We start from the raw sequence: 15,778 nt of genomic DNA, 5'->3' as shown, positions 1-15,778 counted from the left end.
CGTCCCGTCACGTACCACCACAGGCGGGATACGCGGTGCATCCCGGACCGCCTTGTGCTTGCGAAGCTGGCTTCTTATGGTGTGCGCCCATGTGACAGACACCGGGAGGAGACCAGGTGCCGACTGAAGCCGTCCGGACGCTCCGCGACACGACCGCCGATCCGGAATTCGGCCCCTGGCTGGCGCAGGCCTCCGTTCTCGTCGTCGACGACGAGCCGGGCATGCGCAATTTCCTGATGCGCACGCTCGGGCCACGGTGCAAGCGGCTCGAACTGGCGGCCGACACGGACGAGGCATCGCAAAAACTCGATCAGCATCATTTCGACGTCGTCATCCTCGACAACATCATGCCGAGAAAGAACGGCGTGGAATGGCTTGCCGAGCAACGCGCGATCGGCCTGTTCGCCGACGCCATTCTGATGACGGCCTATGCCGATCTTGAAACGGCGATCCAGGCGCTCAGGGCTGGCGCAGTCGATTTCATCCTGAAACCGTTCCGCTCGAACCAGTTGCTGAATGCCGTCGCGCGCTGTCTCGACCGCAGCCGCCTCCAGCGTGAAAACTATGTGCTGCGATACGAGCTCAAGGCGACGTCGGACCATATTCTCCTGCGCGACCGGCTGATCGGGGAATCTGCGGCGATTGCCAGCGTGCGCGAGACGATTGCGCGCGTCGCGCCGCTTCCGACATCCGTGCTGCTGACGGGACAGTCGGGCACCGGCAAGGAGGTGGCTGCGCGCTCGTTGCACACGCTTTCCGACCGGGCGGCGAAACCCTTCGTGCCGGTGAATTGCGGGGCAATCCCGCCGGACATGATCGAAAGCGAGCTTTTCGGCCATCTCAAGGGCGCCTTCACCGGCGCCGAACGGGCGCGCGAGGGGCTGTTCCTGCATGCGCAGGGCGGCACGTTGTTCCTCGACGAGATCAGCGAAATGCCGCCTGCCACGCAGAGCAAGCTGCTGCGCGTTCTGGAGGATCGCAAGGTGCGGCCGGTCGGCTCCGAACGCGAGGTGCCGGTCGATCTCCGCTTCGTCTTCGCTACCAACGCGGAACTCGAGAAGGAGGTGCAGGCCGGACGGTTCCGCGCGGATCTCTTCTTCCGCATCAATGTGATGCAGATTCATCTGCCGCCCCTGAAGGAGCGAGACGGCGACGCGCTTGAGCTTGCAGCCCTCTTCATGAAAAAGCTTGCCGCACAGCTCGGCATGCCCGCCGTGCCGATCGACGCGGCGGCGCGACGCGCGCTTTCCGCCTATGACTGGCCGGGCAACGTGCGGGAACTGCGCAATCTCATCGAGCGCACGTTGATCCTTGGCCGTTTCCCGGATGGCTTCGGGTCGGCCGTGTCCGCGCCGGTCACCGGGGACGGCGGATCGCTGGCGGATGTCGAACGCCGGCATATTCTCTCGGTGCTTGCCGCCTGCAACGGGCAGCGCGACGAGGCGGCACGCCAGCTCGGCATCTCGCGAAAGACCATCGACCGGAAATTGGTCGCCTGGGATGGCTGACACCGGACGCGGCATCCGGCCGGCACGCTCCGTGCGCTACCGGCTCCTGGCCATTGCGCTTCTGCCCATGCTGGTCATCCTGCCGCTGCTGCTCGGCGTCACCGTCTATCGCTGGAACGAGAAGTTCGACGCGACCTTGATTTCCAAGGTCAATGGCGACCTAACCATCGCACATCAGTATCTCGCCCATATTCTCGACAATACCGGGGAGCACATCACCGCACTCGGCGGCTCGGCACGCTTTCGGGATGTCGCCAACGACGGCGACGGATTGAGGGCATTCCTTGCGGACGCCCGCGCACGGCTGGAGCTCGACTTCCTCTATGTCATCGATCCGGATGGAAAGCTCGTGACCTCGGTCACGTCGCAGACCGCAGCGTCGCTGCGCACGGACTGGCCTGTCATCCGCGATGCGCTTGCCGGAAAACCGGCAACGGGGATCGATATCCTCGACAATGCCGATCTCGAGGATCTTTCGCCGGATCTGGCGTCCCGGGCACGCCTGCCGCTCGTCCCGACACCGAATGCCGTGCCGACCGAGCGAACCGAGGAAACGCGTGGCATGGTCGTGCAGAGCGCCAGTCCGGTAACGCTCGGCGACGGACGCAACGCCGTGCTCGTCGGCGGCATCCTGCTCAACCAGAACCTCGTCTTCATCGATACGATCAACGACCTCGTCTACCGCGAGGCGAGCCTGCCGGAGGGCAGCCAGGGCACGGCCACGCTCTTCCTCGACGACGTGCGCATCAGCACCAATGTGCGTCTGTTCGAGGGACGCCGCGCGCTGGGCACGCGTGTTTCATCGGCGGTGCGCTCCGCGGTACTCGGGGAGGGGCGCACCTGGCTGGACAGCGCCTTCGTCGTGAACGACTGGTACATCTCCGCCTATGAACCGATCACCGACAGTCACGGCAAGCACGTCGGCATGCTCTATGTCGGCTTTCTGGAGGCGCCCTTCACCGCGGCGAAACACCAGACGGTACTCACCATCATCGTCGCGTTCCTCGCGATAACGGCAGCAAGCGTACCGATCTTCCTGCGCTGGGCGCGCGGCATCTTCGAGCCGCTGGAGCGCGTCGATGCCACCATCGCCAAGGTCGAGAGTGGCGACCTCGGCGCGCGCACCGGCCCGGTCGACAGTCGCGACGAGATCGGCCGCGTTGCCGTGCATCTCGACGACCTGCTCGATCAGCTCGAGCGTAGTGACCGGCAGTTGCGGCGCTGGAACGAGGAACTGAACGCGCGGGTCGACGAGCGTACGCGCGAACTGCAGCTCGCCAACAGGCGACTCGAGGCCACGACCAAGCAGTTGATCATGTCCGAAAAGCTAGCCGCCATCGGCGAGATTACGGCGGGTGTCGCACATGAGATCAACAACCCGATCGCCGTCATGCAAGGGAATCTGGAGGTCATCCGCGCCGTCGTCGGCGACCGGGCGGAGCTGGCGAAAGTGGAGTTCCAGCTTCTGGACGATCAGATCCAGCGCATCAGCCAGATCGTGACGAAGCTCCTGCAATTCGCAAAGCCCGAGGAGTTCGCCGGCTTTGCCGACCGGCATGCACCTGGCGCCGCTGCAGCCGATTGCCTGCCGCTCGTCCAGCATCTTCTCACCAAGGCGGCAATCGAGGTGCGGCTCGCCGATACGGCAACGCGGCTGGTTCTGATGAACAGGACGGAGCTTCAACAGGTCATCGTCAATCTCGTGGTGAACGCCATTCACGCCATGCCCGACGGCGGGAGGCTCGGCATCAAGACACGCGACAGCGACCGCGCAGACCGGACCGGCGTCGAGATCGTCATCAGCGACACCGGCGTGGGCATGGACCCCGATGTCGCGGCAAGGGTGTTCGACCCATTTTTCACCACCAAACGACAGGAAGGCACCGGCCTCGGCCTTTCGATCAGCCAGACGCTGGTGACGCGACAGGGTGGGGCCATCTCCGCCACCAGCCGGCCGGGCGAGGGCGCGACCTTCACGGTCTGGTTGCCCGAGGCGGAATAGACGGACAGTTTGTCTGATTGGCCGGACAAACTGTCCGCTTCCCGGCCCCTCTTCCCGTTAAATCGCTGATTTCAATAGTCATACTCTTTGGCACGCACTTTGCAGGGAGTGGGGCGGGAGGTGCGGCGGGCGCCGTCCGCATGGAGGTGCGGGCGGCTTTCGGACAAAGAACAGGTCCATCTCCCATTGATGACACCTGCGCATCGGAGAGGTGCGCCGCGGAGGAGACCCATGACTGTATCGACCGAGACCTATGCCGGCACCCATTCCGGCAGCATCCTCGACCGGGAGCGTATCATCGCGAAACCCGGCTTCAACCGCTGGCTCGTTCCGCCGGCAGCGCTTGCCATCCATCTCTGCATCGGCATGGCCTATGGCTTCAGCGTGTTCTGGCTGCCGCTGTCCAAGGCGATTGCGGGCACGCCGGACCCGGCCTGTGCCGATCTCAATCTCTTGTCCGCGCTTTTCACGACGACCTGCAATTGGCGCGTCGCCGATCTCGGATGGATCTATACGCTGTTCTTCGTGTTGCTCGGCTGTTCGGCGGCCATCTGGGGCGGCTGGCTGGAGCGCGTCGGCCCACGCAGGGCAGGCTTCGTTTCGGCCTGCTGCTGGTGCGGCGGCATCGTCGTCGCCGCGCTCGGCGTCATGAGCCATCAGCTCTGGCTGATGTGGCTCGGTGCCGGGGTCATCGGCGGCGTCGGTCTTGGCCTTGGCTACATCTCTCCGGTTTCCACCCTCATCAAATGGTTTCCGGACCGCCGCGGCATGGCGACGGGCATGGCGATCATGGGTTTTGGCGGCGGAGCGATGATCGGTGCGCCGCTTGCCAATCTTTTGATGAACGTCTTCAAAACGGATACGACAGCCGGCGTCTGGCAGACCTTCCTCGTCATGGCCGCGATCTACTTCTGCTTCATGATGGGCGGCGCTTTCGGTTACCGTATTCCGCCGTCCGGCTGGCGCCCGGAAGGCTGGACGCCGCCGGCATCGAAATCCACCATGATCACCACCCGGCACGTTCATCTGCGCGATGCGCACAAGACGGCGCAGTTCTGGTTGATCTGGCTGGTCCTCTGCCTCAACGTCTCCGCCGGCATCGGCGTCATCGGCATGGCGTCGCCGATGCTGCAGGAAATCTTCGGCGGCCGCCTCATCGGTCAGCCGGACCTGAGCTTCAGCCAACTCGATACGGACCAGAAGATGGCCATTGCCGCCATCGCCGCCGGCTTCACCGGCCTGCTGTCGCTGTTCAACATCGGCGGACGGTTCTTCTGGGCCTCGCTCTCCGACAAGATCGGCCGCAAGAACACCTACTACACCTTCTTCATTCTCGGTATTGTTCTCTATGCCCTGGCCCCGACGCTGGCCGACATGGGCAGCAAGGCTCTGTTCGTGCTTGCCTTCGGCATCATATTGTCGATGTATGGCGGCGGCTTCGCGACCATCCCGGCCTATCTCGCCGATATCTTCGGGACGCAGTTCGTCGGCGCGATCCACGGCCGCCTGCTGACAGCCTGGGCCACTGCCGGCATCGTCGGCCCGGTCGTGGTGAACTATATCCGCGAAGCGCAGATCACAGCCGGCGTCGAGCCCGGCCCGGCGCTTTACACCGGCACGATGTACATTCTCGCCGGCATGCTGGCTCTCGGCTTCATCGCCAACCTTCTGGTGCGACCACTGTCCGAGAAATGGTTCATGTCGGATGAGGAAGTGGCGTCCCTACAGGCCAAGTCGGCTGCGGCCAGCGTCGGGCCGACGGGTTCCTTCGGCATCGGCACAGGCGGGCTGGATGCCAAGGCAGCCGTCGCCTGGGCCGTGGTCGGCGTTCCGCTGTTGTGGGGAATATGGGTGACGCTGAAGAACACGGCAGCCCTGTTCTGACACTGCCGGCATCGGAAGAACAAGGCGAAGCCCCGGAATTTTGCGGGGCTTCGCTTCATCAGCGAAGACCACGTGCCGTCACTCCGGCTTGTAGGCATGGCGTGCGAAGAAACGGTCGAGTTCGCGCTGCTGGGGAACCTTTCCGGTATAGATCGCGATATATTCCGGAATGCGCTTCATGCGAAGCGCGAGGTCCTCGTCCGATTGCATCGAGATATACCCGATCTGGACCAGATAGGTCGTTCTTGCGCGAACGTCCGCAGCGCCTTCATCGTAACCGAACCGCATGAACATGCGGCCGATCGCTGCCATTCTCGCGTGGTCCGCCGCGTGCACTTCCGCCTGGATTTCCGGCGACTGCAGGGCCCAGCTGCGCACTGCGAACTCAAACTGGGAATCGAACATGTCCTTGTTCAGCCAGCAGTCGAAGACGTTCAGCATCGCTTCGGCGAGTGTTTCCGCATAAGCCTCGGACTGCTTGACGAGATTGCCCGTGTTCTTGTCTCTCCAGCGCGCGATCAGCACGCTCAACAGCTCCTCCCGGTCCTTGAAGAACCAATAGAAGCTGGTTCTGGAAAGATTGAGCCGCTTGGCGAGCGGCAGGATCTTCACCGAATCCACGCCGGATTCGAGCAAGGCCGTGTAGGCGGCCTCCAGCCATCCCTCCTGGGAGCCGCGCCAGCCGCTGTCGTTCGTCGCCTGTTCCATGATGCCAACTAACAAATTCATTCTGGCCTCGCAAGAAGAATGTACATCAATGTCCATGCCGACGACCATCTTGTTTTTGATTATTGACACATATGTACATTTCCAATTACCGTGACGTCGAGATCCCGCAAACCGGAGCCCGGCACATGTCGAACGACCCCCTGCTTCAGCCCTTCCAGCTCAAGCACCTGACCCTGCGCAACCGCATCATCGTCACGTCGCATGAGCCGGCCTATCCGGAAGACGGCATGCCCAAAGGCCGCTACCGCGCCTACACTCTCGAGCGGGCAAGGGGCGGGGTGGCGCTGACGATGACGGCCGGTTCAGCGGCCGTCTCGAAGGACAGCCCGCCGGTCTTCAACAACCTGCTTGCCTATAAGGACGAGATCGTTCCGTGGATCCGGGAAATGACGGATGCGGTGCACGAAGAGGGGGCTGCGATCATGATCCAGCTCACCCATCTCGGCCGCCGCACGCGCTGGGACAAGGGTGACTGGCTGCCGGTGGTCGCGCCGTCGCACCACCGTGAGGCGGCGCACCGCGCCTTTCCGAAGAAACTGGAAGACTGGGACATCGAACGCATCATCAAGGATTTTGCCGATGCGGCCGAACGCATGAAGGCCGGCGGCATGGATGGCGTCGAACTGGAGGCTTATGGCCACCTCATCGACCAGTTCACCTCGCCGCTCACCAACGAGCTCGATGGCCCCTATGGCGGCGATCTCGACAATCGCATGCGCTTCTGTTTCGACGTGTTCAGGGCGATGCGAAAACGGGTCGGTGAGGACTTCATTCTCGGCGTTCGCTACACGGCCGATGAATGTCTTCCCGGCGGGACCGGAAAGGCCGAAGGCCTGGAAATCTCCCGTCGTCTCAAGGAAAGCGGCCTGATTGACTATCTCAACGTCATCCGCGGCCATATCGACACGGATCCCGGACTAACCGACGTCATTCCGATCCAGGGCATGGCGAGTGCGCCGCATCTGGATTTTGCCGGCGACATCCGTGCTGCCACGAAGTTCCCGACCTTCCACGCCGCGAAGATCCAGGATGTCGCCACCGCACGCCATGCAATCGCCGCCGGCAAGGTGGATATGATCGGCATGACCCGTGCCCACATGACCGACCCGCATATCCTGCGCAAGATCATAGAAAAGCGCGAGGACGACATTCGCCCCTGCGTCGGCGCAAATTACTGTCTCGACCGCATCTACCAGGGGGGGCTTGCCTTCTGTATCCACAATGCGGCAACCGGCCGCGAAGAAACGATGCCGCACAACATTCCGAAGGCGGATGTACGCAGGAAAGTGGTGATCGTCGGCGCCGGTCCGGCCGGCCTCGAGGCGGCGCGGGTCTCGGCCGAGCGCGGCCATGAGGTCGTGGTGTTCGAGGCCGCGAACAATCCGGGCGGGCAGATCCGCCTGACGGCGCAGAGCGAGCGCCGCCGGGAAATGATCAGCATCATCGAATGGCGCATGAGCCAGTGCGAGAAACTTGGCGTCACCTTCCATTTCAATACCTGGGCGGATGCCGACACGGTCGGCGGGGAAAACCCCGATGTCGTGGTCATCGCGACCGGCGGGCTGCCGCATACCGACGTCCTGACCAAGGGCAACGAGCTGGTCGTTTCCTCTTGGGACATCATCTCAGGCGACGTGAAACCGGGCACGAACGTCCTCGTCTACGATGACGCCGGCGATCATGCCGGCCTGCAGGCCGCCGAATTCATCGCCAGGGCCGGCGGCAAGGTCGAGATCATGACGCCGGATCGGTCCTTCGCGCCCGAGGTCATGGCCATGAACCTCGTGCCCTACATGCGCTCGCTGCAGAAGCTGGATACGACCTTTACCGTCACCTACAAGCTGGAAGCGGCGGAGAAAAGCGGCAACCAGCTCGTCGCCCATGTCGGCAGCGACTACGGGGGCGTTTCGAAACAGCGCATCGTCGACCAGATCGTCGTCAACCACGGCACCATTCCGCTGGACGATCTCTATTTCGAGCTGAAACCTGCCTCGAAGAATCTCGGTGAAGTCTCCTACGACGAACTTCTATCCGGCTCTCCGCAGACCGTTGCGCGCAACCCCGAAGGCAGTTACCAGCTCTTCCGGATCGGCGATGCGGTCGCCGCGCGCAACACGCATGCGGCCATCTACGACGCGCTGCGTCTCGCCAAAGATCTCTGATCACGGCGCGCAGTGCTGATTTCCAGGGGGTCCGGATGCGGCTATCGCCGTATTCGACAGAGCCTCAACCGGTCTGGAAGCGCATCGCTCGCTTGACATGATCACATCTTGACGCGCCGCAGCCGGCGCGTCGGGACGTCGACAAGCGCCCGCCGGTTTGTGCCCACCCTTGGACCCTTCTCCCAGAACACTCCAAACACCGTGGAAAGTGCTCCACCTTCCAGCGAACGCTGGCGTCATGCCTTTTCGGCGATGCCGCACCAATCCGCGGTGAAAAGCGCAAGGGCCTTTGTCACGCGTTTCAGGGAAGAAAGGCTGACACGCTCATCGATGCCATGGATGTTTTCCGCGATCGGACCGTAGACGAGCGAGGGGATGTTGCCATGGACGGAGAACACGGCGGCGTCGAGATAGCAGGCCATGACATAGGTGTTGAGAGCGGCGGCATGGGTGGCGGCGTGAGCCACCCGGAGTGTCTCTTCGGCGGCGGTACCTTCCGGAAGTTCGTAGCCGGCATGCATCACGCCAACCCAGGTCAGCGTGACGAGGCGCTCCCCGGCGAAGGCCGGATCTTCGGCTTGAACTCGTTCTATAAACGCTTCGACTTCTTTCGCGCGGGCCTTCGGATCGTCACCGGGATAGAAGCCGATCCGCCCTTCCGCAACGCAGTCGCTCGGGATCGAGGCGATCCAGTCGCCACCTGATATTGTGCCGATCGTCAACGCCACGGGATTGGCAAGGTCCTTGAACCAACGCTTGTTTTTGCGCTCGGCGATCCATTTCCCTTCAAGTATCCGCAGGTGGCCGATCAGGCGGACCATCAAATCGATGGCGCTCTGGCCGGATTCAGGTTCGCGTGGATGGGCAGGGCGCCCACGTGTTTCCAGGCGGAACTTGATGACACCTGCATTGGCGCGCACAAGCTGTTCATCCGTCGGCTCCGGGCTGACCACCGCATCCGCCGTGAAACCGAGCGAAAAGGCGGTGGCGGCGCCGTTGCCTGTGATTTCCTCTTCGACGACGGATTGAACCTGAACGTCGCCAAGCAACGACAGGCCGGCTTTCGCAATGGCATCGAGGGCAAAGATCGATGCGACGAGCCCGGCCTTCATGTCACCGGCACCGCGTCCATAGAGCCAGTCGCCATCGCGTCGCGGTTCGAAAGGCGGGGATGCCCATCGCTGCGCGCTTCCGGCCGGAACGATATCGACATGGGAGTTGAAGGCAAGCGAGCGTCCGCTACCTGCACCGGATCTGCGGCCGACAAGGTTCCAGCTATCACCATAGTCGACTGTCGCCGGCGAAAAGGCCGGATGCCGGCCGATCTGGGCGGCGTCGGTGCGAAACCGACTGACGTCGAAGCCGCGCTCTTTCAATGCCGCTTCGATAAAATCCTGCGCGGCGGTCTCTTCGTTGCGTAGGGATTTGAAGCGCACCAATCTTTCCAGAAACAGGACCTGATCATCGAAAAGCCGATCGACGGCATTGAAAATTCGGTCTTGCGCGGATGTCATGGCAGGCTTTCGCTGGAATTTCCGGGTATTGGCTGGCGAGGCAGCGTAACCGCTGCCCCGTCCGTTTCAAGTCTCAGCCGAGAACAGCTTTCACGGCGTCGGATGCGGCCTTCACGACGATGTCGGCCTCTTCACGGGTAAGGCAGAGTGGTGGCGCGAAACCGAGAATATCGCCCTGCGGCATGGCGCGGCCGATGACGCCGCGCTCAAGGAGGGCCGCGGACACTTGTGGGCCGATCTTCCTGGCGGGATCGAAGAAGGCACGATCGTCCTTGTCTTCGACAAATTCCACGGCCGCCATCAGGCCATCGCCGCGCACCTCGCCGACATGTTTGTGCCCGCCGAGCGCCTTGGCCAGTTCGCTACGGAAATAGGCGCCCGTCGAACCGGCGTTTTCCACAAGGCCGAGTTCGTCGATGAGTTCAAGATTGGCGACACCGGCCGCAGCGCAGATCGGGTGCGAGGAATAGGTCCAGCCGTGGCCGATGGCGCCGAGTTCATCCGAGCCCTTCACCAGCACCTGCCAGACCTTGTCGGAAACGATGGTGCCCGAAAGCGGCGCGTAGGCGGAGGTAAGCCCCTTGGCAATGGTGATCAGCGCCGGCTTCATGCCGTAGTGGTCCGAGCCGAACATCGTGCCGAGGCGGCCAAATCCGGTGACGACCTCGTCGGCGACCAGCAGGACGTCGTATTTGTCGAGCACGGCCTGAATCTTCTGCCAGTAACCTTTCGGCGGCGGCACGATGCCGCCGGTGCCGAGGATCGGCTCACCGATAAAGGCAGCAACCGTATCCGGCCCCTCCGCAAGGATCATTTCCTCCAGCTTGTCGGCGCAATATTGCGAGAACTGCTCCTCATCCATGGAGCGATCCGGACGGCGGAAGAAATAGGGCGCTTCCGTATGCAGGATCGGTGCGCGCGGCAGGTCAAAGGCGTTGTGGAAGAGGTGGAGACCGGTCAGCGACCCCGTCATGACGCCGGAGCCGTGGTAGCCGCGCCAGCGCGAGATGATCTTCTTCTTCTCCGGCCGGCCAAGCACATTGTTGTAGTACCAGATCAGCTTGATGTTCGTCTCGTTGGCATCCGAGCCGGACAGGCCGAAATAGACGCGGCTCATACCTTCGGGCGCGCGGTCGATGATCATCTTGGACAGCGTGATCGAGGCTTCCGTGCCGTGGCCGACATAGGCGTGATAATAGGCCAGGTTCTTCGCCTGTTCAGCGATGGCATCGGCGATCTTCTGGCGGCCATAGCCGACATTGACGCAGTAGAGGCCGGCAAAGGCATCGAGGCTCGTCTTGCCGTTGGTATCGGTGATGTAGACCCCTTCGCCGCCGCCGATGACGCGCGTCGGCGTTTCGCCGCGCGCGTGCATGCCCATATGCGTGGACGGGTGGAAGAAGTGGTCGCGGTCCCACGCGGTGAGTTCGTTGCTTCCGTCGGACATGGTCTTTCCTTTCACGTGTTCAGTGGCGCCGCAATCAGGCTGCCGTATCGATGCAGAGATATTTGAGTTCGGTGAAGGCCTCCATGCCGTGGCGCGAGCCCTCGCGGCCGAGACCCGATTGTTTCCAGCCGCCGAAGGGGATCGGGCCACCGGTGATCTTTACACGGTTTATAGCGACCATGCCGTATTCCAGCGCACGGGCAAGACGCATCTGGCGTGCGCCGTTTTCGGTGACGACATAAGCGACGAGGCCGTATTCCGTATCGTTGGCACGCGTCACCACTTCCGCCTCACTGTCAAAGGCCGTCACCGCCGCGACGGGACCAAAGGTCTCCTCCCGCATGATGCGGGCATTGTCGGAAACATCCGAAAGCAAGGTCGGCTCGAAGAAGAGCGGCCCGGCCTTGTGGCGCTTGCCGCCGGTCAGAAGCTTCGCGCCGTGCTCCAGCGCATCGGCGACCTGCTCCTCCACCTTGGAAATGGCCCGTTCATGCATCAGCGGACCAATCTCGACGCCGGCCTCCAGTCCGGCGCCGACCTTCAGGGCCTCGATGCGGGCCTTGAAGGCCTTCGTGAAAGCCGCCAGGATCGGGCGTTCGACATAGATGCGATTGGCGGCAAGGCAATCCTGGCCTGATGTGGCAAACTTGGCATTGACGGCGATATCGGCCGCCTTGTCGATATCGGCATCGGCAAAGACGATCAGCGGGGCGTGGCCGCCAAGCTCCATGACGAGCCGCTTCATGGTGGGCGCGCACTGGGCAGCGATCAGCTTGCCGATCTCCGTCGAGCCGGTAAAACTCATGGCCCGGACGCGCGCATCGGCATTCATGCAGCCGACAATGGTTGCGGCATCGCCAGTCACGACATTGAAGACGCCGGCAGGCAGGCCGGCACGCTCGCCGAGTTCTGCGAGCGCCAAAGCAGAAAGCGGCGTCTCGCTCGAAGGATGAGCGACGACAGTGCAGCCGGCGGCGAGTGCCGCAGCAGCCTTGCGGGTGATCATGGCAGAAGGAAAATTCCAGGGGGTGACAATGCCCACAACGCCGAGCGCCTCGCGGCGCGCAATCATTTCGGCACCGGGCAGGTGACTGGTGACACTCTCCACGTTGAGGCGCTTGCCTTCCTCGGCATACCATTCGATGAAGGAGGCGGCGTAGTCGATCTCACCGCGGGATTCGGCGAGCGGCTTTCCCTGCTCCAGCGTCATCAGCAGCGCAAGATCGTCACGATGCTCCAGCATCAGACCGTGCCATTTACGCAGGATCGCGCCGCGTTGTTGCGGCAGCATGTCCCGCCAGACGGGAAACGCCCCGCTTGCGGCGGTGATGGCGTCCGCCGTCTGTCCAGCATCGAGCGATGCGATCCAGGCAAGCGTAGCATTCGACGCGGGGTCCTTGACCTCGAAACTTGCGCCCTCCCGACCGGCGATCCAGCGGCCGCCGACATAAGACAGCTCACGCCGCAGGTGTGGGTCGGCAAGGCGGGCGAGCGTGTCGTGAAAGGCTGTGCGGGCAAATAGCGCGGTCATGGCGGCCTCCTCTGATGGTTGGAGGAGTCTGCCAGATGAGGCGCGGCAGATTGTCTATTGCCGGGGCCGAGCACAGAGACTTTGGCCAAAGGTACGGGCGGTCGCAGACAATCTCTCTACCCCGAGACGGGAAGCAGGGTCGCAAGCGGCAGGACCGTCTCCTCCTTCACGGTCTTCGTGACGATGTAGGTGAAATAGCGATCGATGCCGAGCTCGCGGTCGAGCAGGCTATCGACGAGCCGCTGATAAGCGTCGATATCGGCGGTCATGATCTTCAAGATGTAATCGACGCCGCCGCCGACGGACCAGCAGGCGACGATATCAGGTGTTGCGGCGACTGCGCGTTCAAACCGCTCGAAATCCGCCTGCCTATGGTTGGCGAGCGTCACTTCCATCAGTACGCTCGCCACCGGCGCCAGGCGCCGCACCGCGACCCGCGCATGATAGCCCGAGACGATGCCCGCCTTTTCCAGCTTGCGCAGGCGCAGCCAGCAGGGCGTGGGCGACAGGCCCGCTTTTTCCGCCAGAGCCAGCTTGGTGATACGTCCGTTCTCCTGGATGACCTCCAGGATGCGCAGGTCTATGGCATCGAGTTTCATGCGGTCGCCCTCCGGGCGGGTATCATGTCAAAAGTAGGAAAAAGACAATGAAAACGCATTTTTGCGTTGTCAATTGAACTGAATTTGAGCACTGTCGAAATCATGACAAGTTGGCGTCCCGATATATCCCAATTGCGCCGGCCGGCCTATCTCTCCCTTGCCGAGCAGATCGCCCGAGCCATCCAGGAAGGGCTCCTGCCAAACGGTACACGCCTCCTGCCACATCGCAAGCTCGCTGACGACCTCAAACTCTCCGTGCAGACCGTCAGTCGTGCCTATGATGAATTGATCCGTCGCGGCCTCATCTCCGGCGAAATCGGCCGCGGCTCCTTCGTGCAAACAAGACCGAAGGAGCCGGAGCCGCCCTATCTTCCCGAGCGCCTCGGAGAGCTGGTTGACCTGTCGATCCTGAAGCCCGTCTGCGAGCAGCTTCACCTGGAACGCATGCGCGAGGCCTTCGGCTGGCTTGCGGAGAACCTGCCGTCGAGTTCGGCGCTTTCCTTCCGGCCGAACATGGTTTTCCCGCGCCACAGAGCCGTCGCGGCCGAGTGGCTGGCGCGCTGCGGCGTCGATGTTTCGCCACTCAACATCAGCCTCACCAACGGCGCGACCTCGGGCATGACGGTTGCCCTGATGAGCGTGGCGCCGCCGGGTTCGACCATCGCGACGGAGGCGATCAGCCACCACACATTGGTGCCGCTCTCCACCTATCTCGGCCTGCATCTCGAAGGCCTTGCGATCGATCGCGACGGCATGATCCCGGAGGCGCTGGACGAGGCCTGCCGCACGGGCGTCATTCGCGCCGTCTTTCTGCAACCTTCCGTCATCAATCCGACCGCCACGCTGATGAGCGCGGATCGCCGGCAGGCTCTTGCCGATGTCGCGCGACGGCATGACATCGCGATCATCGAAAACGACATTCTGGGGCCGTTGGTCGAGCACAAGCCGCCGCCGCTTGCCGCCTACGCGCCGGAGCGTACGCTCTACGTCACCAGCTTCACCAAGATCACAGTGCCGGGCCTGCGCATTGGCTATCTCGCCGCGCCCGACCGCTATGTCGCGGCCGTCGCCAACCGCCATCTTGTCTCCAACTGGATGGCGACGCCGTCGATTGCCGAAATTGCCACGCGCTGGGTCAGCGACGGTACGGCCATGGAACTCGTGACATGGCAGCGCCGGGCGCTGTTCGGGCGCCACGCCATCGCGGAGGAGGCGTTTGCAGGCCTGCCCTATCATGCGCATCCACAAAGCCTTCATGTCTGGTTGCCGCTGCCGGAGGGCCACACGGAAGAAGGTTTCGTTTCGCAGGCCCGTCTTCGCGGCGTCGCCATCGCCCCCGGCTCGTCCTTCCGCACCTGTGATCAGCCCTGGCATCCGGCAGTGCGGATTTCGCTCGGCTCGACGACCGAACAGGAACTTCGCACGGGGCTCGGCATTCTGGCCTCGCTGGCCAGCGGAAATCCCGAGGCGCTTCTGCTCGCAATTTGATGGAATTGCCCGCCAATCGGGCGTCAGAAGAATAATTGTACTGATATTATTATTCGGATTGACATGATTTCCATCGCCGCGCATCGTTAGGCCATCACTTGTCTCAACAGGGAGAGACATGCATGGCCGCCCCCATCATCCGCATCGACAACATCACGAAGCGCTACGGCGCGCTGACTGTGCTCGACGGATTGTCGATGGACGTGCTGCCGGGCGAGAAGCTCGCGCTCATTGGCCCATCCGGCTCCGGCAAGACGACGATCCTGCGCATTCTGATGACGTTGGAGGCCATCAGCGGCGGCCATATCGAGGTCGAGGGCGACCAGCTCTATCATATGCCGAAAGACGGCGGCCTCGTACCGGCGGACGACCGCCACCTGCACCGGATGCGCGAGAAGATCGGCATGGTCTTCCAGCACTTCAATCTCTTTCCGCACAAATGTGTGCTCGACAATGTCACGCTCGCGCCGATGCTGACCAAGGGCGTGGCAAAGGCCGAGGCGCAGAAGCGGGCGATGGAGCTTCTCGACATGGTGGGTCTTGCCGACAAGGCGAAAAGCATGCCCGCCCAACTGTCCGGCGGACAGAAGCAGCGCGTCGCCATCGCTCGCGCCCTCGCGCTCTCTCCGAAAATCATGCTGTTCGACGAGGTCACCTCGGCACTCGACCCGGAACTGGTCGAGGAAGTGCTGAACGTCATGCGCAAGCTCGCCGCCGAGACCGACATGACCATGCTGCTCGTCACCCACGAAATGGGCTTCGCCCATGACTTTGCCGACCGCATCCTGTTCTTCGACCGCGGAAGGATCGTCGAGGAGGGCAAGCCGGACGAGATTTTCCGCAATCCCAAACAGGAGCGCACACAGACGTTCCTGCGCAAGATCATCGCGGCCGGGCACCGCGTCTGAAGGTAC

At 62.8% G+C, this 15,778-nt stretch carries 11 protein-coding genes; 6 read left to right on the top strand and 5 right to left on the bottom strand.

Features of this window, described 5'->3' with window-relative positions; genetic code table 11:
• Window positions 1-116 precede the first annotated feature (116 nt).
• The 3 genes from MUU55_RS15750 (at window position 117) to MUU55_RS15740 (ending at window position 5,394) form a co-directional block, all read left to right on the top strand.
• Entirely contained in the window at window positions 117-1,508 is a 1,392-nt protein-coding gene (locus MUU55_RS15750) for a sigma-54-dependent transcriptional regulator (RefSeq protein WP_244761704.1), read from the top strand.
• Window positions 1,501-3,510, top strand: a complete 2,010-nt coding sequence (locus MUU55_RS15745) for a sensor histidine kinase (protein WP_244761703.1) — start codon at window positions 1,501-1,503, stop codon at window positions 3,508-3,510. The genes MUU55_RS15750 and MUU55_RS15745 overlap by 8 nt, the downstream gene beginning before the upstream one ends.
• A 231-nt stretch (window positions 3,511-3,741) precedes the next feature.
• Window positions 3,742-5,394, top strand: a complete 1,653-nt coding sequence (locus MUU55_RS15740; protein ID WP_244761702.1) for an OFA family MFS transporter — start codon at window positions 3,742-3,744, stop codon at window positions 5,392-5,394.
• 78 nt (window positions 5,395-5,472) lie between these two features.
• Here MUU55_RS15740 and MUU55_RS15735 read toward each other — a convergent pair whose 3' ends face one another.
• The gene (locus MUU55_RS15735; protein ID WP_244762153.1) at window positions 5,473-6,102 is read right to left on the bottom strand and encodes a TetR/AcrR family transcriptional regulator; all 630 of its coding nucleotides are present in this window, start codon (window positions 6,100-6,102) and stop codon (window positions 5,473-5,475) included.
• 146 nt (window positions 6,103-6,248) lie between these two features.
• Here MUU55_RS15735 and MUU55_RS15730 point away from each other — a divergent pair, with 146 nt between their 5' ends.
• A complete protein-coding gene (locus tag MUU55_RS15730) occupies window positions 6,249-8,285 on the top strand; it encodes an NADH:flavin oxidoreductase (RefSeq protein WP_244761701.1) in 2,037 nt (678 codons plus the stop codon).
• Between the two features lie 236 nt (window positions 8,286-8,521).
• On the opposite strand, the gene MUU55_RS15725 is transcribed toward MUU55_RS15730, so the two are convergent.
• From MUU55_RS15725 to MUU55_RS15710, 4 genes are all read right to left on the bottom strand, one after another.
• Window positions 8,522-9,799, bottom strand: a complete 1,278-nt coding sequence (locus MUU55_RS15725) for an ArgE/DapE family deacylase (protein WP_244761700.1) — start codon at window positions 9,797-9,799, stop codon at window positions 8,522-8,524.
• Window positions 9,800-9,872: 73 nt separating this feature from the next.
• Window positions 9,873-11,246, bottom strand: coding sequence for an aspartate aminotransferase family protein (locus MUU55_RS15720; protein WP_244761699.1), 1,374 nt, complete (start codon window positions 11,244-11,246; stop codon window positions 9,873-9,875).
• 34 nt (window positions 11,247-11,280) lie between these two features.
• Window positions 11,281-12,777, bottom strand: coding sequence for an NAD-dependent succinate-semialdehyde dehydrogenase (locus MUU55_RS15715; protein ID WP_244761698.1), 1,497 nt, complete (start codon window positions 12,775-12,777; stop codon window positions 11,281-11,283).
• A 116-nt stretch (window positions 12,778-12,893) separates the two neighbouring features.
• Complete coding sequence (locus MUU55_RS15710) at window positions 12,894-13,376, bottom strand: Lrp/AsnC family transcriptional regulator (protein WP_244761697.1); 483 nt, start codon at window positions 13,374-13,376, stop codon at window positions 12,894-12,896.
• A gap of 102 nt (window positions 13,377-13,478) precedes the next feature.
• On the opposite strand from MUU55_RS15710, the gene ehuR reads away from it, so the two are divergent.
• Both ehuR and ehuA read left to right on the top strand, forming a co-directional pair.
• Window positions 13,479-14,864 carry a MocR-like ectoine utilization transcription factor EhuR gene (gene ehuR, locus MUU55_RS15705; protein WP_483315989.1) on the top strand — a complete coding sequence of 462 codons (1,386 nt, stop codon included), beginning with the start codon at window positions 13,479-13,481 and terminating at the stop codon, window positions 14,862-14,864.
• Between the two features lie 122 nt (window positions 14,865-14,986).
• The gene (gene ehuA, locus MUU55_RS15700; RefSeq protein ID WP_244761695.1) at window positions 14,987-15,772 is read left to right on the top strand and encodes an ectoine/hydroxyectoine ABC transporter ATP-binding protein EhuA; all 786 of its coding nucleotides are present in this window, start codon (window positions 14,987-14,989) and stop codon (window positions 15,770-15,772) included.
• Window positions 15,773-15,778 lie beyond the last annotated feature (6 nt).

Origin of the sequence: Shinella curvata, from assembly GCF_022899935.1 — a bacterium.
In the GTDB taxonomy this organism is placed as follows: domain Bacteria; phylum Pseudomonadota; class Alphaproteobacteria; order Rhizobiales; family Rhizobiaceae; genus Shinella; species Shinella curvata.
Note: the sequence above shows the minus strand (reverse complement) of the source record. Positions and strands in the feature narration are given on the sequence as shown.

Excerpts from the sequence above, each read along its gene's own strand:
- MUU55_RS15745 (WP_244761703.1), top strand. The coding sequence starts at position 1,501 with ATGGCTGACACCGGACGCGGCATCCGGCCGGCACGCTCCGTGCGCTAC.
- MUU55_RS15740 (WP_244761702.1), top strand. The coding sequence starts at position 3,742 with ATGACTGTATCGACCGAGACCTATGCCGGCACCCATTCCGGCAGCATC.
- MUU55_RS15735 (WP_244762153.1), bottom strand. The coding sequence starts at position 6,102 with ATGGAACAGGCGACGAACGACAGCGGCTGGCGCGGCTCCCAGGAGGGA.
- MUU55_RS15730 (WP_244761701.1), top strand. The coding sequence starts at position 6,249 with ATGTCGAACGACCCCCTGCTTCAGCCCTTCCAGCTCAAGCACCTGACC.
- MUU55_RS15725 (WP_244761700.1), bottom strand. The coding sequence starts at position 9,799 with ATGACATCCGCGCAAGACCGAATTTTCAATGCCGTCGATCGGCTTTTC.
- MUU55_RS15720 (WP_244761699.1), bottom strand. The coding sequence starts at position 11,246 with ATGTCCGACGGAAGCAACGAACTCACCGCGTGGGACCGCGACCACTTC.
- MUU55_RS15715 (WP_244761698.1), bottom strand. The coding sequence starts at position 12,777 with ATGACCGCGCTATTTGCCCGCACAGCCTTTCACGACACGCTCGCCCGC.
- MUU55_RS15710 (WP_244761697.1), bottom strand. The coding sequence starts at position 13,376 with ATGAAACTCGATGCCATAGACCTGCGCATCCTGGAGGTCATCCAGGAG.
- ehuR (WP_483315989.1), top strand. The coding sequence starts at position 13,479 with ATGACAAGTTGGCGTCCCGATATATCCCAATTGCGCCGGCCGGCCTAT.
- ehuA (WP_244761695.1), top strand. The coding sequence starts at position 14,987 with ATGGCCGCCCCCATCATCCGCATCGACAACATCACGAAGCGCTACGGC.